This is a genomic window from Streptomyces sp. UW30 (assembly GCF_008042075.1).
Lineage (GTDB): Bacteria > Actinomycetota > Actinomycetes > Streptomycetales > Streptomycetaceae > Streptomyces.
Genome location: NZ_RDBN01000053.1, coordinates 1355159 through 1376456, shown reverse-complemented (window position 1 = coordinate 1376456; position 21298 = coordinate 1355159). Strand labels below are relative to the sequence as shown.

The 21298-nt window shown below is 69.3% G+C and carries 23 protein-coding genes and 1 tRNA gene; 15 read left to right on the top strand and 9 right to left on the bottom strand.

Translation table 11 applies throughout. From position 1 onward, the window contains the following. Positions 1 to 66: 66 nt before the first annotated feature. Positions 67 to 1359, bottom strand: a complete 1293-nt coding sequence (locus EAO75_RS40620) for an MDR family MFS transporter (protein WP_148000057.1) — start codon at positions 1357 to 1359, stop codon at positions 67 to 69. Positions 1360 to 1532: 173 nt separating this feature from the next. On the opposite strand from EAO75_RS40620, the gene EAO75_RS40615 reads away from it, so the two are divergent. Continuing rightward, on the top strand, positions 1533 to 2294 hold the full coding sequence (locus EAO75_RS40615) for a phosphoglyceromutase (protein WP_148000056.1): 762 nt from the start codon (positions 1533 to 1535) through the stop codon (positions 2292 to 2294). 121 nt (positions 2295 to 2415) lie between these two features. Beyond that, positions 2416 to 2700: a hypothetical protein gene (locus EAO75_RS40610; RefSeq protein ID WP_148000055.1), complete on the top strand. Its 285-nt coding sequence runs from the start codon at positions 2416 to 2418 to the stop codon at positions 2698 to 2700. 434 nt (positions 2701 to 3134) lie between these two features. Here EAO75_RS40610 and phoU read toward each other — a convergent pair whose 3' ends face one another. Continuing rightward, positions 3135 to 3836 carry a phosphate signaling complex protein PhoU gene (gene phoU / locus EAO75_RS40600; RefSeq protein ID WP_148000053.1) on the bottom strand — a complete coding sequence of 234 codons (702 nt, stop codon included), beginning with the start codon at positions 3834 to 3836 and terminating at the stop codon, positions 3135 to 3137. A gap of 348 nt (positions 3837 to 4184) precedes the next feature. Here phoU and EAO75_RS40595 point away from each other — a divergent pair, with 348 nt between their 5' ends. Then, on the top strand, positions 4185 to 5462 hold the full coding sequence (locus EAO75_RS40595) for a sensor histidine kinase (protein WP_148000052.1): 1278 nt from the start codon (positions 4185 to 4187) through the stop codon (positions 5460 to 5462). Next, complete coding sequence (locus EAO75_RS40590) at positions 5459 to 6139, top strand: response regulator transcription factor (protein WP_015659563.1); 681 nt, start codon at positions 5459 to 5461, stop codon at positions 6137 to 6139. The genes EAO75_RS40595 and EAO75_RS40590 overlap by 4 nt, the downstream gene beginning before the upstream one ends. Positions 6140 to 6225: 86 nt before the next feature. Here the strand turns inward: EAO75_RS40590 and EAO75_RS40585 are convergent, their stop codons facing one another. Beyond that, a complete protein-coding gene (locus EAO75_RS40585; RefSeq protein ID WP_148000051.1) occupies positions 6226 to 6921 on the bottom strand; it encodes a copper chaperone PCu(A)C in 696 nt (231 codons plus the stop codon). A gap of 616 nt (positions 6922 to 7537) precedes the next feature. On the opposite strand from EAO75_RS40585, the gene EAO75_RS40575 reads away from it, so the two are divergent. The 6 genes from EAO75_RS40575 to EAO75_RS40550 all read left to right on the top strand — a co-directional run bounded on the left by EAO75_RS40575 (position 7538) and on the right by EAO75_RS40550 (position 13877). Then, on the top strand, positions 7538 to 8020 hold the full coding sequence (locus EAO75_RS40575) for a CarD family transcriptional regulator (RefSeq protein WP_003953493.1): 483 nt from the start codon (positions 7538 to 7540) through the stop codon (positions 8018 to 8020). Positions 8021 to 8353: 333 nt separating this feature from the next. Then, entirely contained in the window at positions 8354 to 9118 is a 765-nt protein-coding gene (ispD, locus tag EAO75_RS40570; RefSeq protein WP_148000050.1) for a 2-C-methyl-D-erythritol 4-phosphate cytidylyltransferase, read from the top strand. Next, entirely contained in the window at positions 9108 to 9599 is a 492-nt protein-coding gene (gene ispF, locus EAO75_RS40565) for a 2-C-methyl-D-erythritol 2,4-cyclodiphosphate synthase (RefSeq protein ID WP_148000049.1), read from the top strand. Before ispD ends, ispF begins: the two co-directional genes overlap by 11 nt. Positions 9600 to 9684: 85 nt before the next feature. Next, the gene (gene cysS / locus EAO75_RS40560; RefSeq protein ID WP_148000048.1) at positions 9685 to 11082 is read left to right on the top strand and encodes a cysteine--tRNA ligase; all 1398 of its coding nucleotides are present in this window, start codon (positions 9685 to 9687) and stop codon (positions 11080 to 11082) included. 99 nt (positions 11083 to 11181) lie between these two features. Next, positions 11182 to 12123, top strand: coding sequence for a 23S rRNA (guanosine(2251)-2'-O)-methyltransferase RlmB (gene rlmB, locus EAO75_RS40555; protein ID WP_148000047.1), 942 nt, complete (start codon positions 11182 to 11184; stop codon positions 12121 to 12123). Positions 12124 to 12257: 134 nt separating this feature from the next. Beyond that, entirely contained in the window at positions 12258 to 13877 is a 1620-nt protein-coding gene (locus EAO75_RS40550; protein ID WP_148000571.1) for a DoxX family protein, read from the top strand. Between the two features lie 397 nt (positions 13878 to 14274). Here the strand turns inward: EAO75_RS40550 and EAO75_RS40545 are convergent, their stop codons facing one another. The 3 genes from EAO75_RS40545 to EAO75_RS40535 all read right to left on the bottom strand — a co-directional run bounded on the left by EAO75_RS40545 (position 14275) and on the right by EAO75_RS40535 (position 16854). Further along, entirely contained in the window at positions 14275 to 15006 is a 732-nt protein-coding gene (locus tag EAO75_RS40545) for an NDP-sugar synthase (protein ID WP_148000046.1), read from the bottom strand. Between the two features lie 81 nt (positions 15007 to 15087). Further along, a complete protein-coding gene (locus EAO75_RS40540) occupies positions 15088 to 15546 on the bottom strand; it encodes a hypothetical protein (protein ID WP_148000045.1) in 459 nt (152 codons plus the stop codon). A 219-nt stretch (positions 15547 to 15765) separates the two neighbouring features. Further along, positions 15766 to 16854: an ABC transporter ATP-binding protein gene (locus EAO75_RS40535; protein ID WP_148000044.1), complete on the bottom strand. Its 1089-nt coding sequence runs from the start codon at positions 16852 to 16854 to the stop codon at positions 15766 to 15768. A gap of 217 nt (positions 16855 to 17071) precedes the next feature. On the opposite strand from EAO75_RS40535, the gene EAO75_RS40530 reads away from it, so the two are divergent. The 5 genes from EAO75_RS40530 (at position 17072) to EAO75_RS40510 (ending at position 19547) form a co-directional block, all read left to right on the top strand. Continuing rightward, positions 17072 to 17146, top strand: a tRNA-Thr gene (locus EAO75_RS40530). 206 nt (positions 17147 to 17352) lie between these two features. Then, positions 17353 to 17589, top strand: a complete 237-nt coding sequence (locus EAO75_RS40525) for a hypothetical protein (protein WP_148000043.1) — start codon at positions 17353 to 17355, stop codon at positions 17587 to 17589. Between the two features lie 336 nt (positions 17590 to 17925). Then, entirely contained in the window at positions 17926 to 18318 is a 393-nt protein-coding gene (locus EAO75_RS40520; protein WP_148000042.1) for a hypothetical protein, read from the top strand. A 294-nt stretch (positions 18319 to 18612) separates the two neighbouring features. Beyond that, complete coding sequence (locus tag EAO75_RS40515) at positions 18613 to 18951, top strand: hypothetical protein (protein ID WP_148000041.1); 339 nt, start codon at positions 18613 to 18615, stop codon at positions 18949 to 18951. 254 nt (positions 18952 to 19205) lie between these two features. Continuing rightward, positions 19206 to 19547 (top strand): hypothetical protein, encoded by a 342-nt coding sequence (locus tag EAO75_RS40510; RefSeq protein WP_261989617.1) that lies wholly within the window; start codon positions 19206 to 19208, stop codon positions 19545 to 19547. Positions 19548 to 19709: 162 nt separating this feature from the next. On the opposite strand, the gene EAO75_RS40505 is transcribed toward EAO75_RS40510, so the two are convergent. The 3 genes from EAO75_RS40505 to EAO75_RS40495 form a co-directional block, all read right to left on the bottom strand. Next, on the bottom strand, positions 19710 to 20021 hold the full coding sequence (locus EAO75_RS40505; protein ID WP_148000040.1) for a hypothetical protein: 312 nt from the start codon (positions 20019 to 20021) through the stop codon (positions 19710 to 19712). 266 nt (positions 20022 to 20287) lie between these two features. Then, on the bottom strand, positions 20288 to 20581 hold the full coding sequence (locus EAO75_RS40500; RefSeq protein WP_148000039.1) for a hypothetical protein: 294 nt from the start codon (positions 20579 to 20581) through the stop codon (positions 20288 to 20290). A 215-nt stretch (positions 20582 to 20796) separates the two neighbouring features. Then, positions 20797 to 21298: hypothetical protein (locus tag EAO75_RS40495; protein WP_261989616.1), on the bottom strand; the 502-nt coding region annotated here is incomplete at its 5' end.

Here is a 21298-nt window from a genome sequence, read left to right as displayed (position 1 = left end):
GTACCGCGCCTCCTTGTATACCCCGTGGAATGCGGGCTCAGCAGGCAGTCGGTGCGAGACCGGGGATCAGGCCGTGCGGACGTCGGGCTCCGTGCCGACGACTGGGCCGACGACGGGGCTGACGTCGGCCTCGGTGGCCGTCGGAGTCTCGGCCGGGGCCTCTGACGGAAGGCGGCGTGTCAGGGCGCCGTATCCGATGGCGGCCGCGGTCCCGGTGATCGCGCACAGAGCCCAGAGCCACTCGGCGCCGAAGCGGTCGATGACGAAGCCGGACATCAGGGGTGCGACCAGGGCCGCGACCGACCAGGACAGGGTGTACATGCCCTGGTAGCGGCCACGCCCCTGGGCGGGGGAGAGGCGGACGACGAGGCCGGTCTGGGTGGGGGCGTTCAGCATCTCGCCGAGCGTCCAGACGCACACCGTCAGCGCGATGACGCCGACCGAGCCGGCGAAGGCGGTGAGGCCGAAGCCGTAGCCGGCGAGCAGGGACGACACGATGAGGATCTTCTTCGTGTCCCGGCGGTCGATGAACCGCGTGACCGGGATCTGGAGCGCGACGATCAGGACGCCGTTGACGGCGATGGCGAGGCCGTAGTCGGCGGGCGAGAACCCGGCGTCGCCCATCGCGATCGGCAGACCCACCGAGCCCTGCTGGAAGACGAGGGCGACGAGGAAGGACAGTCCGACGACGGCCATGAAACGCCTGTCGCGCAGCACGGCCCTGAGCCCGACCTCTTCGTCGGCCTTCTCCGTCTCCGCCCGCACGGGCCGGGACTCCGGCAGCTTCACGAACACCACGATCGCGCAGACGGCCGTCATGCCCGCCTCGATCAGGAACCCGGCGAGGTAGCTGACCTCGGCGATGAAGCCGGCGGCCATGGAGGAGATGGCGAAGCCGAGGTTGATGGCCCAGTAGTTGAGCGAGAAGGCGCGTACCCGGTCCTCGGGCCGCACGATGTCGGCCATCATCGCCTGCACGGCGGGCCGGGAGGCGTTGGAGGCCGCGCCGACTACGAAGGCGACGCCGGCGATGGCGACGGGGTGGTGCATGAACCCGAGCACGGCCACGGATACGGCGGTGGAGGCCTGCGCCACGAGCAGGGTCGGCCGCCGCCCGAGCCGGTCGGTCATGACCCCGGCCCCGATCGAGGAGACGACCCCGCCGAGTCCGTGGAGCGCGGCGACCAGGCCGGCGTAGGAGGCGGAGTAGCCGCGGTCGAGGGTGAGGTACAGGGCCATGAAGGTGGCGACGAAGGCGCCGAGCCGGTTGACCAGCGTGCTCGTCCACAGCCACCAGAACTCGCGGGGGAGCCCGGATACGGTCTCTCGGGTGGCGCGCCTCATGGCGGCGAGTGGCATACGGGTCCCCACGGATGTAGCCGGCACCAGCACCGGATGTAAGAAGCTCAGGCGGTATCGGCAACTTACAAGCGCGCCCTTCGCGGCAGCCACTCAATTAACAGATCCCGTCAACCGTCCGCCCTTCGGGAGGGGCGCGCACCGGGCCAAAGCCTTGGATTACGCTCGGACGCATGGCCGACGCACCGTACAAGCTGATCCTCCTCCGCCACGGCGAGAGCGAGTGGAACGCGAAGAACCTGTTCACCGGTTGGGTGGACGTGAACCTCAACGAGAAGGGCGAGAAGGAGGCAGTCCGCGGTGGCGAGCTCCTGAAGGACGCCGACCTTCTCCCCGACGTGGTCCACACGTCACTCCAGAAGCGCGCGATCCGCACGGCGCAGCTGGCGCTGGAGGCGGCCGACCGCCACTGGATCCCGGTCCACCGCAGCTGGCGCCTGAACGAGCGCCACTACGGCGCCCTCCAGGGCAAGGACAAGGCCCAGACCCTCGCCGAGTTCGGCGAGGACCAGTTCATGCTGTGGCGCCGCTCGTACGACACCCCGCCGCCCCCGCTCGAGGACGGCACGGAGTTCTCCCAGTCGGACGACCCCCGTTACGCGACGATTCCCCCGGAGCTCCGCCCCCGCACGGAGTGCCTGAAGGACGTCGTCATCCGCATGCTCCCGTACTGGTACGACGGCATCGTCCCGGACCTCCTGTCCGGCCGCACGGTCCTGGTCGCCGCCCACGGCAACAGCCTGCGCGCCCTGGTCAAGCACCTGGACGGCATCTCGGACGCCGACATCGCGGGCCTGAACATCCCGACGGGCATCCCCCTGTCCTACGAACTGGACGCCAACTTCAAGCCGCTGACCCCCGGCGGCAAGTACCTGGACCCGGAGGCGGCCGCGGCGGCCATCGAGGCGGTCAAGAACCAGGGCAAGAAGAAGTAACCCGAGCTGATCAAGCCCCCTGCCTGTGCGTTCTCCACAGGCAGGGGGCTTGTCGCTGCACCGGGGCCAACTCCGGGCCGTCGACTGCCCGGTTGCCGTGAGGTCTACCAGTGGGGGCGGGATGAGCAGGCGTATGAAGGCATGGCTGGCCGGGGGCTGGCTCGTGCTGGCTGTCGCCGGGTGGTCGTTCACCGAGGCGATCAACGACGGGATCGAGCCGACGTCCGGCCCACGCCCACGCGTCGAGCCGTCGGCATCGAGCCCCCGGGCGTGCCCCGTGCCACCCGCGCCGGCGCCCAGTCCGGCAACCACGAGCTCGGGGCACGAAATCTTCGACCACTACGCCGAAGCCGAATCGGAACCCCGCGTCGTCGTCTCCGCCGTCGCCTGCATCGACGCGGACTAGCCCCACCTGAAGGACCCGCACGGCAAAGGGCCCCGGCGCGTCATCCGCGCCGAGGCCCTCACCGTCGTACGTGATCTACGGCATCCACGGCGCCGTACGCCGCGGACCCGCCGCGTCCTGCACCCTCACCCGCACTGGCAAGGGTTCCCCGACTGGCACCCGCACCCGCAGCCCGAGCCGCAGCCGCAGGCGCCGAAGAGCGGGAGGCTCCTGATGTCGGCGGGCTGCTCGGTCGGGCGTTCCTGGGTGGGGTCGGGCGTGGTGCCGGGAGTGCTGGGGGATTCGGCCATGGTCCCTCCTCGAGGCTGGTGCCTGTGCCCATTGCATGCCCGCCCAGCTGGGCGCATCAACGGCGCACAGAGGCTTGCACGCGCCCCGAACAGCTCTCCGCGAGCCCGCTCACGGGCCCGCGCCGGCCGCACCCCGGAGGGGAGCTACGCCCCCTCCACTCCCGAAACCGGCTGGATGTCCGGCTGGATGTCGGGCTGAAGCTCGTCCGCGTGCTCACCCGTCACCAGGTAGACCACCCGCTTCGCCACGGCCACCGCGTGGTCGGCGTACCGCTCGTAGTAGCGGCCGAGCAGCGTCACGTCGACCGCCGTCTCGATGCCGTGCTTCCAGCGCTCGTCCATCAGGTGCTGGAAGAGCGTGCGGTGGAGGAGGTCCATCGCGTCGTCGTCCTGCTCCAGCTGCATCGCGAGGTCGACGTCCTTCGTGACGATCACCTCGGCCGCCTTCGCCATCAGGCGCTGCGCCAGCTGGCCCATCTCCAGGATGGTCGCGTGCAGGTCCTGCGGGATGGCGCGCGCGGGGTAGCGCAGCCGCGTGAGCTTCGCCACGTGCTGGGCCAGGTCGCCCGAGCGCTCCAGGTCCGCCGACATCCGCAGCGAGGTGACGACTATGCGGAGGTCCGTGGCCACCGGCTGCTGTCGCGCCAGCAGGGCTATGGCCCGGGCCTCCAGGTCGTGCTGAAGGTCGTCGACCTTCTCGTCACCCTCGATCACGCTCTCGGCCAGCTTCAGGTCGGCGTCGAGGATCGCCGCCGTGGCGCGCCCGATCGCCGACCCGACCAGCCGGGCCATCTCGACCAGACTGTCGCCGATCGAGTCCAGTTCCTCGTGGTACGCGTCCCGCATCAGGGTCCCTCTCTTACGTATGCCTCGGGGGTTCCGGGCGCCAGGAGACCGTCCTGTCGTGGAACAGGCAGTCCTACCGTCATGCCCTCAGACAGTAAGACCGTCGCGAAAACGACAGTCGGACTGTCGTGAAACCGCCAGTGCGATCTCTACGCTAAACCGACTGTGTGATCTCCGCGCCAAACCGGCCGTGCGAACCCCACGACCTCACGATCCGGTGCCTACGCGTCCGTTTCAGCCACCCCAAATGAACCAACACTGGCTCCAAGGTGAACTCTGGGCGACGAGTGTTCGAGCTCGCACTCCGACGGCTGTGGGCACGGCCCGCGACATGCCTAACCTGGATGCATGGACGTGAACGCGGCGGTCGCCGCAGCGGCAGCGATCGCCGGGGTTCTTACCGGTGTCATCGCCATGCTGGCGTTCCGCTGGAGCGAACGCGACCTGAAGCGACCCACTCGAACCTCCCTGCACACCGACCCGGTCCTGCCGCCCGGCGTGGACACGGTCCTGTCGGTGCTGCGCTCGTCCGCGGTCGTCCTCGACGAAGGGGACGCGGTCGTCAAGGCCAGCTCGGCGGCGTACGCCCTCGGTCTGGTGCGCGGCGGCAAGCTCTCCGTGGAGCCCATGCTCCAGATGGCCCGGGACACGCGACGTGACGGGGAGATACGGCAGGTCGAGCTGGACCTCCCGAGGCGTGGCACCGGACGCGGCGAGGCCCTCGCCGTGTCCGCCCGTGTCGCGCCGCTCGGCTCCCGTCTCGTCCTCCTCCTCGTCGAGGACCTCACCGAGGCCCGGCGGATAGAGGCGGTACGACGCGACTTCGTCGCGAACGTCAGTCACGAGCTCAAGACCCCGGTCGGCGCGCTCTCCCTGCTGTCCGAGGCGGTCATGGACGCCTCCGACGACCCGGAGGCCGTGGAGCGCTTCGCCGGGCGCATGCAGATCGAGGCGACCCGGCTCACCAACCTGGTGCAGGAGCTCATCGACCTCTCCCGGGTGCAGAACGACGACCCGCTGGAGGACGCCGAGCCCGTCCGCGTCGACGAACTCGTCGCCGAGGCGATCGACCGCTGCCGGCACGCCGCCGGCACGAAGCAGATCACCATGGCCGCCGGCGGCACCGAGGACCTCAGCATCTGGGGCAACCGCGGTCAGCTGGCCGCCGCCCTCGGCAACCTCGTCGAGAACGCCGTCAACTACTCGCCCGCCCGCACCCGCGTCGGCATCGCCGCGCGCCGGCTCAGCATCGCGGGCGGGGACAATATCGAGATCGCCGTCACCGACCAGGGCATCGGCATCTCGGACAAGGACAAGGAGCGCATCTTCGAGCGCTTCTACCGCGTCGACCCGGCCCGTTCCCGTGCCACTGGTGGCACCGGCCTCGGTCTCGCGATCGTCAAGCACGTGGCCGCCTCGCACGGCGGGGAGGTCACGGTGTGGAGTTCCGAGGGACAGGGCTCCACGTTCACCCTGCGGCTGCCGGAGGCGGGTGCGGCCCGCGACCGCGCTCAGCAGCACCCCGATCTCGACGACGAGGCCGGGCAGCCCGCACTATCGAAATCCCCCACTGCCCCCGACTCACCCGCGTACGAAACGCTTTCCGCCCCGGAGGTCCTTCCGTGACCCGTGTGCTCGTCGTCGAGGACGAGGAGTCCTTCTCCGACGCCCTGTCGTACATGCTCCGTAAAGAGGGCTTCGAGGTCGCCGTCGCGACCACCGGGCCCGACGGACTCGACGAGTTCGAGCGCAACGGCGCCGACCTCGTCCTCCTCGACCTGATGCTGCCCGGCCTGCCGGGCACCGAGGTCTGCCGCCAGCTGCGCGGCCGCTCCAACGTCCCGGTGATCATGGTCACCGCCAAGGACAGCGAGATCGACAAGGTCGTCGGCCTGGAAATAGGAGCAGATGACTACGTCACCAAGCCGTTCTCCTCGCGCGAGCTGGTCGCCCGTATCCGGGCCGTCCTGCGCCGCCGCGGCGAGCCGGAGGAGGTGACACCGGCCGCGCTGGAGGCGGGCCCGGTCCGGATGGACGTCGACCGCCACGTGGTCACGGTCTCCGGCTCCAAGGTCGACCTCCCCCTCAAGGAGTTCGACCTCCTGGAGATGCTGCTGCGCAACGCCGGCCGCGTCCTGACCCGCATGCAGCTCATCGACCGGGTCTGGGGCGCCGACTACGTCGGCGACACCAAGACCCTCGACGTCCACGTCAAGCGCCTGCGCGCCAAGATCGAGCCGGACCCGGGCGCGCCGCGGTACCTGGTGACGGTGCGAGGCCTCGGCTACAAGTTCGAGCCGTAAACCGCAGCCGCGACGACAAAGGGCGGGGCCCCGGATTTCCGGGGCCCCGCCCTTTTCTACGGCTGTGCCAGGTGCCGTACGACCGCTCAGTGGCCGGCGGCCGACTGCGAGGCGCTGTCCGTCGCGGTCGGCGTACCGCCCTCGGTCCCGGCACCGCTGCCGGCACCGGCGCCTTCCGTCGAGCCGGCGGAGGCAGTGCCGGTCGGCGTGGACTCGGCGTCCCCGGCCGGGGACCCCGTCGGCGAGGACGACGTGCCCGGAACCTCCGGCACCGCGCTCGGGCCCCAGCCCTCGAAGTAGCGCTCGGCGGGCACGACGAACGCGCGCAGGCTCACGTCACCGGTCTTGCTGAAGGTGAAGGTGATCTTCTGCGCGTCGCCGTCGCGGAGGGCCTCACTGCTGCTGGCCAGCACCGCGGAGGCGTTGTCCTTGCCGCCGAGGATCAGCGAGCCGCCGGCCGGGACGCTCAGGCTGCCGCCCTTGGCGGCCTTGAGCTCGGCGGTCTTGTCGATGTCGTCCACCTTGATCGCGTCCAGCGTCTGGGCGGTCGTGCCGGAGTTGAACAGGGTCGCGGAGATCGCGGCCGGGCCGGTCGACTCCTGGTCCGGCTGGGTGATGACGATGGCGTTCTGGATCTTGATGTCGCCGACGGAGGTGGCCGCGTTGTCCGGCTTGATCTCCAGCGTCTGGCTGTTGTTGCCGGCGGCGCACGCGGCGAGCGAGGTGATCGAGAACGCGAGGGAGGCGGCAGCGAGTGCGCCGCGTCGAAGGCTGCTGCTCACGGCGGCGGCAACTCCTTGACTCGAACGGAGCGGGCGCGTAGAGCCGCCCTAAGTGTCTGTCAGCGGCCTTAGGTTACCGAGCCGTTCCCGCGTGACCGCACCCGACCCTCCCCTCGGCGACCGAAGTGCCGTCGAAGTACCTCTTCCGCGCCCCGTCTCTTCACCCGCGAGTGGCCCGGGAGTCACATTGCCCGGCTGCTCGTCCGCCATTCACATAAGCCCCTTGCAAGCCCACCCGCAAAATTTCCGTGAAGGAATGCGCGACCCTCCCGGAATTGATCACCGACCGTGCCGTCCGACCTGGCCGTGATCAATTCCAGGAATCGTCCGGTACCCGACTCGGGACGCCGAACGGAGTAGCGGAAGTCGCACACTTGGAACCGGACATTTGTGTACGTTCGACCACACGGAGGTGCCGCCGGATGCGCGTAACGTGCGCGTTTCACCCCGCCCGCAGAGCCGCTCCCACCTGCGAATACCTTCTTCCGTTCGGCCCGCGCAGCACGTTCCTGTTGGAGTTGTCAAGCCCCGAGATATGCCCTGACCTGCGAAAACGCCATTCAGAACCCGCAGTTTCCGTGTTACTCTGGATAGCCACGGAAGGGGTACCTGTCACATGACGTTCAAGGTTGGCGACACCGTGGTCTATCCCCATCACGGGGCCGCGCTGATCGAGGCCATCGAAACTCGCCAGATCAAAGGCGTGGACAAGACCTACTTGGTGCTGAAGGTCGCCCAGGGTGACCTGACGGTACGTGTGCCAGCGGACAATGCGGAGTTCGTCGGCGTGCGTGATGTGGTCGGTCAGGACGGGCTGGACCGGGTCTTCGAGGTGCTGCGCGCGCCGTACGCCGAGGAGCCCACGAACTGGTCGCGTCGTTACAAGGCAAATCTGGAGAAGCTCGCCTCCGGCGATGTCATCAAGGTCGCGGAAGTCGTGCGTGACCTGTGGCGTCGTGAGCGCGAGCGCGGACTCTCCGCCGGTGAGAAGCGCATGCTCGCCAAGGCCCGCCAGATCCTGGTGAGCGAGCTCGCTCTCGCGGAGAACACCAACGAGGACAAGGCCGAAGCCCTGCTCGACGAGGTTCTCGCGTCCTGACGCGGTCCCACCCGCCTCAGTTCAGCACCCTCAGTTCAGCACTGTGCTGAATTCAAAGAAGTGCCGCGGTGCCCGATGACGTAATTGCTGTCGCCGGGCGCTGCGGCATGTTCGCTCGCGGGCGCCGTGCGTGTCCTGCCACGTGCGCCTTACTTCGGGGACGCCCCCGATACTTGACGTGCCGGGCCCGGGCAGCAGGCTCGACCGACTGTCACGGAAGGGTCCGGTCAAGGCTCGCGCCCGGCACTCCCCCAAGCTCTCGACTTCGCTCGAGCAGGGGGCACCCCCAGGCCATACCCAACTAGGTCGAGCACACAAACCTGACAGGAACCGATGTCTGACGATTCGCGTCCTTCGCCCTCGGAAGCCCGCAGTGGAACCCGTACCGCGGTGGTGATTCCGGCCGCAGGTCGGGGCGTGCGCCTCGGTCCGGGCGCCCCCAAAGCACTTCGCGCGCTGAACGGCACGCCCATGCTCATCCACGCGGTCCGCGCGATGGCCGCGTCCCGCGCCGTCTCCCTCGTCGTCGTCGTGGCCCCGCCCGACGGCGCCCCCGAGGTCAAGAGCATGCTCGACGCCCACGCGCTGCCCGAGCGCACCGACTTCCTTGTGGTCCCCGGCGGCGAGACCCGCCAGGAGTCCGTCAAGCTCGGCCTGGACGCGCTGCCGCCGGATCACGACATCGTCCTGGTGCACGACGCGGCCCGCCCGCTGGTGCCGGTGGACACGGTGGACGCGGTGATCGAGGCCGTACGGGACGGAGCGGCGGCCGTGGTGCCCGCGCTGCCGCTCGCGGACACCGTCAAGGAGGTCGAGCCCGCGCAGACGCCCGGGGCCCCCGAGCCGGTGGTCGCCACCCCGCAGCGCGCCCGCCTGCGCGCGGTACAGACCCCGCAGGGCTTCGACCGCGCCACGCTGATCCGTGCGCACGAGACGGTGACGGACGACGTCACCGACGACGCCAGCATGGTCGAACGGCTCGGCCTGACGGTCGTGATCGTCCCCGGCCACGAGGAGGCCTTCAAGGTCACGCGCCCGCTGGACCTGGTCCTGGCGGAGGCGGTCCTGGCCCGCCGGAGGCTGAACGATGGCTTCTGAACCGGTTCTCCCGCAGGTCGGTATCGGCACCGACATCCACGCCTTCGAGGAGGGCCGCGAGCTGTGGTGCGCGGGCCTGAAGTGGGAGGGCGAGGGCCCGGGTCTGGCCGGCCACTCCGACGCGGACGTCGTCGCACACGCCGCCTGCAACGCGCTCTTCTCCGCGGCCGGCCTCGGCGACCTGGGCCGGCACTTCGGCACGGGGCGCCCCGAGTGGTCGGGCGCCTCCGGCGTCGTACTCCTCACCGAGGCGGCCCGCATCGTGCGCGAGGCGGGCTTCCGTATCGGCAACATCGCGGTCCAGGTGGTCGGCCCCCGCCCGAAGATCGGCAAGCGGCGCGACGAGGCGCAGAAGATCCTGTCGGCGGCGGCGGGCGCACCGGTGTCGGTGTCGGGCGCGACCACCGACGGGTTGGGCTTCCCGGGCCGCGGCGAGGGCCTGATGGCGGTGGCGACGGCACTGGTGGTGCGGGTCGGCTAGCGGGGTGGACCTGCGCCCCGCAGACGACAACGACCAAACCTCACTTACGCACCAGGCACCCTCATCCGCCCACTACCCTGGTGTCGTGACTATTCGCCTGTACGACACCAACGCCCGGCAGATCCGTGACTTCACCCCGCTCAAGCCGGGCTGTGTCTCGATCTACCTCTGTGGTGCCACCGTGCAGGCCGCGCCCCACATCGGTCACATCCGCTCCGGCCTCAACTTCGACATCATGCGCCGCTGGTTCGAGTACCGCGGCTATGGCGTGACGTTCATCAGGAACGTCACGGACATCGACGACAAGATCATCGCCAAGGCCGCCGAGCAGGGCCGCCCGTGGTGGTCCATCGGGTACGAGAACGAGCGGGCGTTCAACGACGGCTACACCGCCCTCGGCTGCCTGCCGCCGACGTACGAGCCCCGTGCCACCGGCCATGTGACCGAGATGGTCGAGATGATGCAGGGCCTCATCGAGCGCGGTCACGCCTACGAGTCCGACGGCAACGTCTACTTCGACGTGCGCTCCTTCCCGGGATACCTGGAACTGTCGCGGCAGGAGCTGGACAACCTCCTGCAGCCGTCCGGCGATGGCGAGACCGGCAAGCGCGACCCGCGCGACTTCGCCATGTGGAAGTCCGCCAAGCCCGGCGAGCCGACCTGGGCGACGCCGTGGGGCCCGGGGCGTCCCGGCTGGCACCTGGAGTGCTCGGCCATGGCGCACAAGTACCTCGGCAGCGCCTTCGACATCCACGGCGGCGGCCTCGACCTGATCTTCCCGCACCACGAGAACGAGATCGCCCAGGCCAAGGCCTACGGCGACGACTTCGCCCAGTACTGGGTGCACAACGCCTGGGTCACCATGGCCGGCGACAAGATGTCCAAGTCGCTCGGCAACAGCGTCCTGGTCAGCGAGATGGTCAAGGCCTGGCGCCCGATCGTCCTGCGCTACTACCTCGGCACCCCGCACTACCGCTCGATGATCGAGTACAGCGAGGAGGCCCTGCGCGAGGCCGAGTCGGCGTTCGCGCGCATCGAGGGCTTCGTGCAGCGCGTGGTGGAGAAGGCGGGCGTCGTCGAGCCGTCGCCCGAGGTGCCGCTGGCCTTCGCCGAGGCGATGGACGACGACCTGGGCGTCCCGCAGGCGCTCGCCGTCGTGCACACCACCGTCCGCCAGGGCAACAGCGCACTGGCCGCCGACGACAAGGAAGCCGCGGTGGCCCGCCTCGCCGAGGTGCGCGCCATGCTCGGCGTCCTCGGCCTGGACCCGCTCGACGAGCACTGGGCCGGCGAGACCGACCGCGGCGAGGACCTGCACGGCGTGGTCGACAGCCTGGTCCGCATGGTCCTCGACCAGCGCGAAGCAGCCCGCTCCCGCAAGGACTGGGCCACCGCGGACGCCATCCGCGACCAGCTCGGCCAGTCGGGCCTCGTCATCGAGGACAGCCCGCAAGGCCCGCGCTGGAGCCTCGGCCCGCGCTGACCGGGGCCAGGCACAGGAAGATCGATTGTGCCGCCCGGCCCATCGGGCGGCACACTTCATAGACGTACGTACGAACGCTTCACGACAGACGGGTAGGTCATGGCCGCGAACAACCGCCGCATGTCCGGCAAGAAGGGCGCGCAGGTCGGCAGTGGCGGCCAGCGACGCAAGGGTCTCGAGGGCAAGGGCCCGACCCCGCCCGCCGAGATGCGCAAGAAGCACAAGGCGAACCGCATCGCGAACGCCAAGGCGAAGCAGGCCGCGCGCCGTCCCGCACCGCGCGGCCGCGGCGGCAAGGGCACGTCCGAGATGGTCGTAGGACGCAACCCGGTCGTCGAAGCACTGCGCGAGGGCGTCCCGGCCTCCACCCTCTACGTCCAGCAGTTCATCGACAACGACGAGCGCGTCCGCGAGGCCCTCCAGCTCGCCGCCGAGCGCGGTGGCATCAACCTCATGGAGGCCCCGCGCCCCGAGCTGGACCGCATGACGAACGGCCTCAACCACCAGGGCCTCGTCCTCCAGGTCCCGCCCTACGAGTACGCCCACCCCGAGGACCTCGCCGACGCCGCAGCCGACGCGGGCGAGGACCCGCTCATCGTCGCCCTCGACGGGGTGACGGACCCGCGCAACCTCGGTGCGGTGGTCCGCTCGGTCTCGGCCTTCGGCGGCCACGGAGTCGTCGTACCCGAGCGTCGCGCGGCGGGCATGACGGCCGGTGCCTGGAAGACGTCCGCCGGCACGGCGGCCCGTACGCCGGTAGCCCGGGCCACGAACCTGACCCGTGCCCTGGAGGCGTACAAGAAGGCGGGAATCGCGGTCGTCGGTCTCGCCGCCGACGGCGAGGCCGAGATCGGCGACCTTCAGGCCCTGGAGGGTCCGGTGGTCATCGTGGTCGGCAGCGAGGGCAAGGGCCTGTCGCGGCTGGTCGGCGAGACGTGCGACCACCGCGTACGCATCCCGATGCCGGGCGGCGCGGAGTCCCTCAACGCCGGTGTGGCCGCAGGAATCGTCTTGTACGAGGCGGCTCGCCGACGCGTCTGAACAGACATCCGTGGCGTCACTCGTGCGGGTTAATTCTGGTGACAGTGGTGCGACCTGCGCATCCTTGACGGGGTCCGGACAGATCGGACCGGTCAAAGCAGTGTCCTAACCACACGTCACTCGGTTAGTTGAGTGTGGACACCAGAACACCCCGCACACCCACGGGGGACCGCTCGTCGGGATACGACGACGCTCCCGCGCTGAGCATGGTGAAGGTGCCGAGCGATCCGGCGCAGATCATCGTCAGTCACGCGAGTTTCCGCGTGCTGCTGGGCGCGTCGACCGGGCGCACCAAATCCCCCCGGATCGCWCGGCACTTGAGCGCCACCGAGGACACCGCCCTCATGCCCCTCGTCAACTCGGGCGGCAGAGCGGGCGCGGCATCGGGCGCCCGCCGCCGGGTCGCCGTCTGGAACGGCACGTCCGCGCCTGACGACACGGGCGCCCACCGGCTCCTCCAGGCCGTGCGGGACGGCAGCGTCCGCCACGGCGACGAGCCGGCCCCCGCCGCCGGTGGCACCCAGGTCATCCCGCGCGTCGACGTCGGCTACGAGGACGAGATGGCGCGGACGGTCGAAACGCCGCTCGTGGGCGCCCAGCGCACGCACGAATCCCTCGAAACCCGGCTGCTGCCCCACATGCGCACGGTCGAGAGCGCCTACGACGAGGAATTCGCGTACGCGGCCGAGGACTTCATCGGCGATGATCCCCACGGCCCGGACGACGCCGACGCACCGCCCAAGCGACTCGGCGGCGACGACCCCGCGCGGCACGCCTACTATCCCGGCCGCCGCATGAACCTCGGCGTCGTCCTGCTCCCCCTCCGGGTCTTCCTCGGCTTCATCTCCATCTACGCCGGCATGGGCAAGCTCTGCGACCCCGTCTACTTCGACGGCGGCAAGCGCGGCTCCATGGTCAAGTGGCTCAACACCCTGCACCCCTGGGAAGTCGCCGAACCGCTGCGCCAGTTCGCCCTCGAACACCCGGTCGGATCCGGCCTCGTCATCGCCTTCTTCCAGGTGATCGTCGGCGTCCTGACGGTCCTGGGCTGCTGGCAGCGCGTCGCAGCGGTCGTGGGCGCCATGCTCTCCGCGGCGCTCCTGGTCACGGTCAGCTGGAAGAGCGTCCCGGTCTACGACGCCCCCGACATCATCTATCTCGCCGCCTGGTCCCCGCTGATCATCGCCGGCGCCCCCGTCTACTCCATCGACGGCCGCCTCGCGGGCATGGCCTGGCGCCGCCTCGGCCCCCGCTCCGACATCTGGGAACTGCGCCAGTACGTCCTGCGCCGCGGCGCCCTGGTCACGGCGATCGTCACCGGCCTGACCCTGCTGATCGGTTCCTTGCTGGGCGGTGCGGTCCGCGACGCCGACCGTGTCGTGGTCCCGGGCCCCGGCGAGGCCCCGCGCAACGAACTCCCCGGCTCGCCTCTGCCCCAGGAGCCCGACAACCGGCACGACAAATCGCCGTCGGCCTCCAACTCGCCCACGCAGGGCGCGACCTCGGGCGCGGCCACCCCGTCCGGCGCCGCGACCACGCCGGGCGCCACCAGCGACACGGGCACGACGGGCGCGGGCACGCCCAGCCAGACGCAGGGCACGGACGGCCAGGCCCCGCCCGAGCAGTCCACCCCCGCCGACGAGGCCCCCAGCACGACGACCGGCCCCACGTCGGGCGGCCCCACGTCCGGAGGCGGCTCCACGGGCGGCTCCGCCGAGGACGAACCGGGCTTGGTAGGCGGCCTATTGGGCTAGCCCGAGCCCTACGACACCGATGGGCCCCAGACGCACCAGCGTCCGGGGCCCATCATCACCCGTTCTCCTGAGAACCAGCGCCCCCCAGACCCCCGCATCGGCCCTGAACGGGCCTCGTCCTCAATCGCCGGACGGGCTGAAAGACGCCGACCGGCACCGAGAGGTGAAGCCCCACGAGCCCGCAGTCGCCCACGGCGGCAAGGGGACGCGTCGGGGGGTGTCCGCCCGCAGCGGCCGGCGTCAAGAAACAGCACCCCTCTGAGGCACAGCAACCGCCGGACCGAGGACGGACACCCCCCGACGCGTCCCCGACCCACAAGACAACCGTGAGGCGCTACCCGCACCCCCACCGGGCAGCAACGGGCCGCCGCAGGCATCCGACGACCACACCGCGGCGTCAGCGCCCCAGAGCCGCCAGTTCCTTCGCCGCCTCCGTCAGGTCCTTCGCCGTGTCGATGGCGCGCCAGTACGCCCCCTGCGGAAGCGGAAACCCGGCCAGCCGGCGTTCCCGGGCCAGGTGGGGGAAGGTCGTACGCTCGTGGTCGCCGCGCTCGGGCAGCAGAGAGGCGAAGGCGGGCGAGAAGACGTACACACCCGCGTTGATCTCGAACGTCGACGGCGGAGCCTCGATGAAGTCCGTGATGTGCCCGAAGCCGTCCGTCTTCACCGCACCCCAGGGAATGCGAGGCCGAGCGAGCGCCAAGGTAGCCACGGCGTCCCGCTCGGCATGGAAGTCCGCCATGTCCCGCAGCGAGAACCGCGTCCAGATGTCCCCGTTGGTCGCGTACCAGGGCCTGTCCGGATGCGGCAGATGCCCCGCCGCGTACTTCAGTCCGCCACCGCGCCCCAGCGGCTCCGTCTCGACGACCGTCGTGACCCGCACCGGAAGGTCGGCCGACTTCAGCCAGTCCTGGAGCACCTCGGCGAGATGCCCACAGCTGATCACTACATCCGTCACACCCTCCTCGGCCAGCCAGGAAAGCTGATGGCCGATGATCGGCGTCCCCGTACCGGGGATCTCGACCATCGGCTTGGGCCGGTCGTCGGTGTACGGGCGCAGCCGGGACCCCTGGCCCCCGGCCAGGATGACGGCTTGAACGGGGCGGGACGCGGCGTTCGGATCAGTCATGCCCGAACTGTACGCGGCGCCCCGCTCACGGCGTCCGCCGGCAACCGTTCCTCGATCGAGGCCCAGCGCCGGCGCCTCGCGCTAACCGTGCGCCCCGGCGACCCCCGAGGCGAACGCCGTGTCGCACACGGGCCGTGAATAGGACTGCGCCCGAGTGGGCCCGTACATACGAACCGCCGCGCGACCGAGCGCGCGGGCGATCGACGCACAGTGCCGGGCGAGTGTCGGCCGCTCGTCGACGGCCTGCTGGAGGTGGGTGAGGGCGACGCCCGGGTCCTTCTCCTGCAGCTCGGTCAGCAACTGGTCGCGCAGCACGTCCTGCGGGGCGCGCGGCGCGGTGTTCTTCGCGGCACCCGCGCTCGAGACGTCGGTCGCGGTGAGCACCGAGTCCGAGGGGTCCCCCGACCAGTTGACCCGGGTGACCGCGAGGGTCCCGGAGAGCACCAGGACGACGGGCAGGACGAAGGCGATGGTGCGGCCGAGCTGGCGGGCGGGGCCCCGGTGGCCGCGTCGTGTCTGTGGGTTGGTGGAGTGCTTCACGCGAGTGAGGGTAGCGTTCAGTGCTGATATGGCGACATTTGGTCACCGGTTCGGGGGACGAAGTGGTGCCCATCTCTGAACAGCGCGTTGACGCACAGCGCTCGAAATGACCCGGTCTGCCGGGGTATTTGTCGACAACGAGAAGGGCCCCGCAGCGCTCTGCGGGGCCCTCTTCGTCAACCTGGGTGAATTACCCGGGGTTGTACTGCCTGTGCGCGCTCAGTCGGAGAGCCGCTCACCCGTGGAGGTGGAGAACACGTGGGTCTCACCGGAACGCGGGACGATGTGCAGCGTGCTGCCCTTCTCCGGCACGTCACGGCCGCTGACACGGACGACGAGATCCTTGGAGTCGTCGCCGACCTTGGCGGTGCCGTAGACGTACGCGTCGGCGCCGAGCTCCTCGACCACGTTGACGGTGACCGCGAGACCCTGGGCCGACTCGGAGCCGTCCACGTCGAAGTGCTCGGGGCGGACACCCACGGTGACGGTCTTGTCCGTGGCGGCGGAGAGCGCCTCACGGTCCACCGGCACCACCGAGTTGCCGAACTTCACGCCGCCGTCGGTGATCGGGACCTCGACCAGGTTCATGGCCGGGGAGCCGATGAAGCCGGCGACGAAGAGGTTGGCCGGGCGGTCGTACATGTTGCGCGGGGTGTCGACCTGCTGCAGCAGACCGTCCTTGAGGACCGCCACACGGTCGCCCATCGTCATGGCCTCGACCTGGTCGTGGGTGACGTAGACGGTGGTGATGCCGAGACGGCGCTGGAGCGACGCGATCTGGGTACGGGTCGACACGCGGAGCTTGGCGTCCAGGTTGGACAGCGGCTCGTCCATGAGGAAGACCTGCGGCTCACGCACGATGGCGCGGCCCATGGCGACACGCTGGCGCTGACCACCGGACAGGGCCTTCGGCTTGCGGTCCAGGTACTCGGTGAGGTCGAGGATCTTCGCGGCCTCTTCGACCTTCTTGCGGATCTCCGCCTTGTTGACGCCGGCGATCTTGAGCGCGAAGCCCATGTTGTCGGCGACCGACATGTGCGGGTACAGCGCGTAGTTCTGGAACACCATGGCGATGTCCCGGTCCTTGGGCGGCAGGTGCGTGACGTCGCGGTCACCGATGCGGATGGCGCCGGCGTTGACGTCCTCGAGCCCCGCCAGCATGCGGAGCGAGGTCGACTTGCCGCAGCCGGACGGACCGACGAGGACGAGGAACTCGCCGTCCCCGACCTCGATCTCCAGACCATCGACGGCGGGCTTCTCGGTGCCCGGGTAGATCCGGGTCGCCTTGTCGAACGAAACAGTGGCCATGGTGAATGGGCCCCCTTCTACCGGCAGGAACGTGCCGGACGATCCGTTGTAGGAAGGTGGTTGGTTTAGTCCACATGAGCGGACTGGATCTGGACGGTACCTGGCGTTCGCCTGGTCTGTCAGTACCTGGGGGCATGTGAACTTCGCGGAAATTTTCGACAGGGCCCACTCTGAACCTGGGTACACTGCACGGGCGCGTGCGTGACAGCGCGCGCAGGCCTCCTTAGCTCAGCTGGTCCAGAGCGGCTGTCTTGTAAACAGCAGGTCGTCGGTTCGAATCCGACAGGGGGCTCAATCCAGCGGGGCGGTTGTCGATGACAACCGCCCCGCTCTTCTTTTCCCCACACCCTTGTCGGTGAATTCCATCGCCTCATGTCCCCATAGGGACACGGGACATGCCCCTGTGTGGAATAGGATCCCGGATCGCTACTGCTAGTGTTCGTGTCGTCACAGTAGGCAATCAGCCTCAATGTACATGTAATGAAATCCGAGGGTTCCATGCGCAAGCTTCACCAGGTCATGATCGCCGCAGCTGCTGCCGGCGGCCTGTCCGCCATCGGTGCCGGCACGAGTGTCGCCTACGACGCCACGCCGTCCGTGTCGGACCTCTWCCGCCCGTACCAGGAGTGCAGCCCGCAGACGGTTGCCGCGACCGACGTCCCGGTCGCCGTGCTCGGTCTCTCCGAGACCTTCGACACCACCTGCGGCCAGTTCAACAACGCTTTCACCGGCTGAGGTCGGCGGCGTAGTCGTGCGCGACGCCTTCCGCGGGCCCCTTCGGGGTCGTACCCGAAGGGGCCCGCTCATGTGCGGATGCCCGGAGCGCGAGCACGCTCCAGCGGCCCGTACGCGGTCGCGGCGACCCTGATGAACTCCGGTGCGGCGATGTGCGGTTGGTCGGACGCGGATCGGTCGCCCTCAGGTCAGTCCTTCGTTTCCTAAGCGAAACGGCCCCGAGTGTCCCGGAGGTGTCGGGGCTCCGGGGTCCGTCTCTGCGACACCCCCAGGGCCCGGCGCGGCCGTTCGCGGTGTACGACGTTCGGGCACACCCCCACAAAGGAGACGCAACACATGTTCAACGGCAAGAAGTTCGTGGCTGTGTCGGGGCTTCTCGGCGGCCTCGCCATGACCTGTTTCGGCGCCGCTCCGGCCCACGCGGCGGGCCCGGGTGCCTGCACCCTCGACCCCGGGGGCAACATCATCTGCACCCAGCAGGTCACGGGCCAGACGCCCGAGGGTGACGGCTTCATCCTGCGCAGGACCGTGAGCTGCCAGCCGACGGAGCCCTTGACCCTGCCCACCCCCGGCCTGCTGTCCAACGGGCAGACGAGGATCGGCCCGCACATCACCTGCGACGAGAACGCGGCCCCCGCCGCGCAGGCCCCCGCTGCACCTGCTCCCACAACCAACGACACCAGCGACCGGGACGACGCCAGTCCGTTGCTGGCGCGCCTGTTGGGCTGAGCTTCTTCGAACGGCGGATGGCCGGACCSGGTCGACCGGGTCCGGCCATCCGCCGTTTTCGCGCGCCCAACTCCCGCTTCTCGGCAAATGGGTGACCGGCTCTCAACGCCCGTGACCCGACAGCGGGGATGACTCGTTTTCCAGTCAGGGAAATCGGTGTGCGCACCGGTGCCTTGCCATGGGCCGACACGACACGGAAAGGGCGAGAGGTCCCAAATTGCTACGGTTTCAATGTATATGCTCACATTAAGTAGTCACGCCAGGGCTTAGCGCCCGGGAAGAAAGGGTCAAACTATGCGCAGGTTTCAGCGCGTTGCGGTCGTAGCAGCAGCGGTCGCGGGACTGTCCGCCTTCGGTGTCGGTGCCGGTAGCGCCTTCGCCCACGAGGACGACTGGGACGGTCAGGCTGTCACCGCGGTCGCCACCTCGACCGCCAACGCGGTGGCCACGTGGGGTGGTCCGCACGACAAGGCTGCCGCTGCGCCGGAGGCCGCCCCGGCGGTCGCCCCGCAGGCGGCTCCGCAGGCCGCTCCCGAGGCCGCCGCTCCGCAGATCGCGCCGGAGGCCGCTCCCAAGGCTGCCGCTCCGGAGTACGGCTACGGCGAGTACTCCGCTCCGTACGCCGCCCAGTAACAAGACACCGAGGGTCGATGCGCGATTTTCAGGGCTCAGACGCATCGACATCCATCGGAACACCGTATGCGCGGCGCACGATCTGAACGTCCCTGCTCCTGGATCAGGTCGGGCTGTTCATCGGTGTGCTGGACAACACCCTTAGCAACGCAGCCCGGACGCGCGGCAGACCCATCAGGGAGCGCGGCCGGGCTGTGTCATGTCCGGGCTTCTCCAAGGCAATCCGAGCTTCTCCAAGGCAAAAGGAACGCAGCATGATCGGTCGACAGAAGATCGCAACCGTCTCGGGGCTCCTCGGGGCTCTCGCCGTGATCTACGCGGGCGCGGCGCCGGCGCACGCCGATGACCCCAAGGGTGACTGCACGATCACCGCCCAGGGAGACATCGTCTGCGTGAAGAAGAGCGAGGTCGTCCACAAGGACAAGCGGGGGTACACCGTCCAGCAGAAGCAGGACTGCACCACGGTCGAGCGGCCGCGCTTCGGGCCCGAGGAGCGCATGGTGAACGGCGGGTCCGTGCAGCGCGGGCCGGTCGTGGAGTGCAACAACACGGCGAAGCTGCCCAAGGGCTTCAAGCTCCCCAAATTCAATTTCTGACGCACTGACAGCGAAATGCCGGATCGGGAGAAAACCCGATCCGGCATTTTTTCTGATTAATACTCTGGCTAATGCTCTGATTAATACGCGGCGATGAGCGGTGGTGAAAAGACCGGTGCCCCGGCCTTGCGGCCGGGGCACCGGAAGAGGATCTGGCCTACGTCACTTGCCGAAGGCGCTGTTGTTGCAGCCCATGCTCGAGCCCAGCGAGGTCTCCTGCGCGCCGGGGTTGCCCTCGCCGTTGAGCAGGTTGCCGCCCAGGCCGTTGGCGATGCCGACCTGGCCGAGGACGTCGACGTTGGCGTCGTGCGAGCGGCAGGTGCTGCTCTGCATGATGTTCAGGCTGGTGCCCTTGCTGCCCTTGCTGTCCTTGCTGCCCCAGTCGCCTCCGTCGGCGTGGGCGGCGCCGGACCCCAGAAGTCCGACGCAGCCGAGGGCGGCGACCAGGACGGCGGCCTTGCGGAGCTTGTGCATGTTCATCTCCGGTGGAGTGGAGTTGGGTCGATCTGTTGCAGACCGACTTCGTACAATTACGGAGGCTAATAGGAAGTATTCCAACGCAATCGGCGGCACGCCGAATTCGGGAAAGTCTCACCATCTTGGCCGATGGCTATGGAATGTCCTGTCGTGCGAGCGAATCCAGAGCGAATCCGGCGCAAAAAGTAGTCCCGGTACCGGGCGCGAGGCTCGGTACCGGGACTTTGTTTCCCGCTTCGGCCGGCTGTCCGGCCGTAAGTGCCTTAGAAGGCGCTGTTGTTGCAGCCCATCGACGAGCCGAGGTGGGTGTCCTGCGCGCCCGGGTTGCCCTCGCCGTTGAGCGCGCTGCCCAGCAGGCCGTTGAGGACGCCGACCTGGCCGAGGACGTCGACGTTCAGGTCGTGCGACTTGCAGTTGGAGCTCTGCAGCACGCTGAACTTGTCGCCGCCCTTGCCGCCCTGGCCGCCGTGGCCGTCGGCCGTGGCCGAACCGGCGCCCAGGAGGCCGACGGTGCCGATGGCGACGACCAGGACGGCGGCCTTGCGAAGCTTGTGCATGTCATCTCCGGTGGAGTGAGGTGGGTGCGATCTGTGCGAGATCGACTTCGTACAGTTACGGGAGATTAATACGAAGTATCCGGACATATATGTACGACGCGCCGAGGTTTGTGATCTCCCGCCCGGAAGCACCCAGAAGTCGCATCAGATGCGAACGGGCCCCGGGCGCCGGCCGTCGCACCGACGCCGGGGGCTCGTGGTCGAAGAAGTGCGCCTCAGCGCGTGTAGCGGGCGTGGGCCAGGGAGTTGGCCTGGCTGTTGGCCTGGTCGCAGTCGACGCCCTCGGTCTCGGCCGCGGCGAGTACGGCAACCGGGACGGCCGCGTTGAGCAGGGACTGCGGGCTGCACTCCTGGTACGGGCGGAAGAGGTTGGCCTGCTCGATCGGGCCGGACGGCGCGACGGTCGGCTGCGGGTTGACCTGCGGGCTGATCTTGGGGCTCAGTTGCGGGTTGACCTGCGGGGTGACATCGGCGCCGTGGTGGGGCGCCGGCGCCGGCCGGTGCGCGTTCGGCAGGTTGGAGCGCTGCGCGCTGGCCTGCGAGTTGGTCCACGAGGTGGCCTGGAGGTCCTGCTGGCCGGCGGGTGGCGGAACGGAGCCGTACCCGACGGGCACGTCGGCGACGCTGGGGCCGACTCCGATGGCCGACAGACCACTGGCTGCTGCTACGACGAGCGCGACCTGGTGAAGCTTGCGCATGGAACCTCGGCCCTTCATT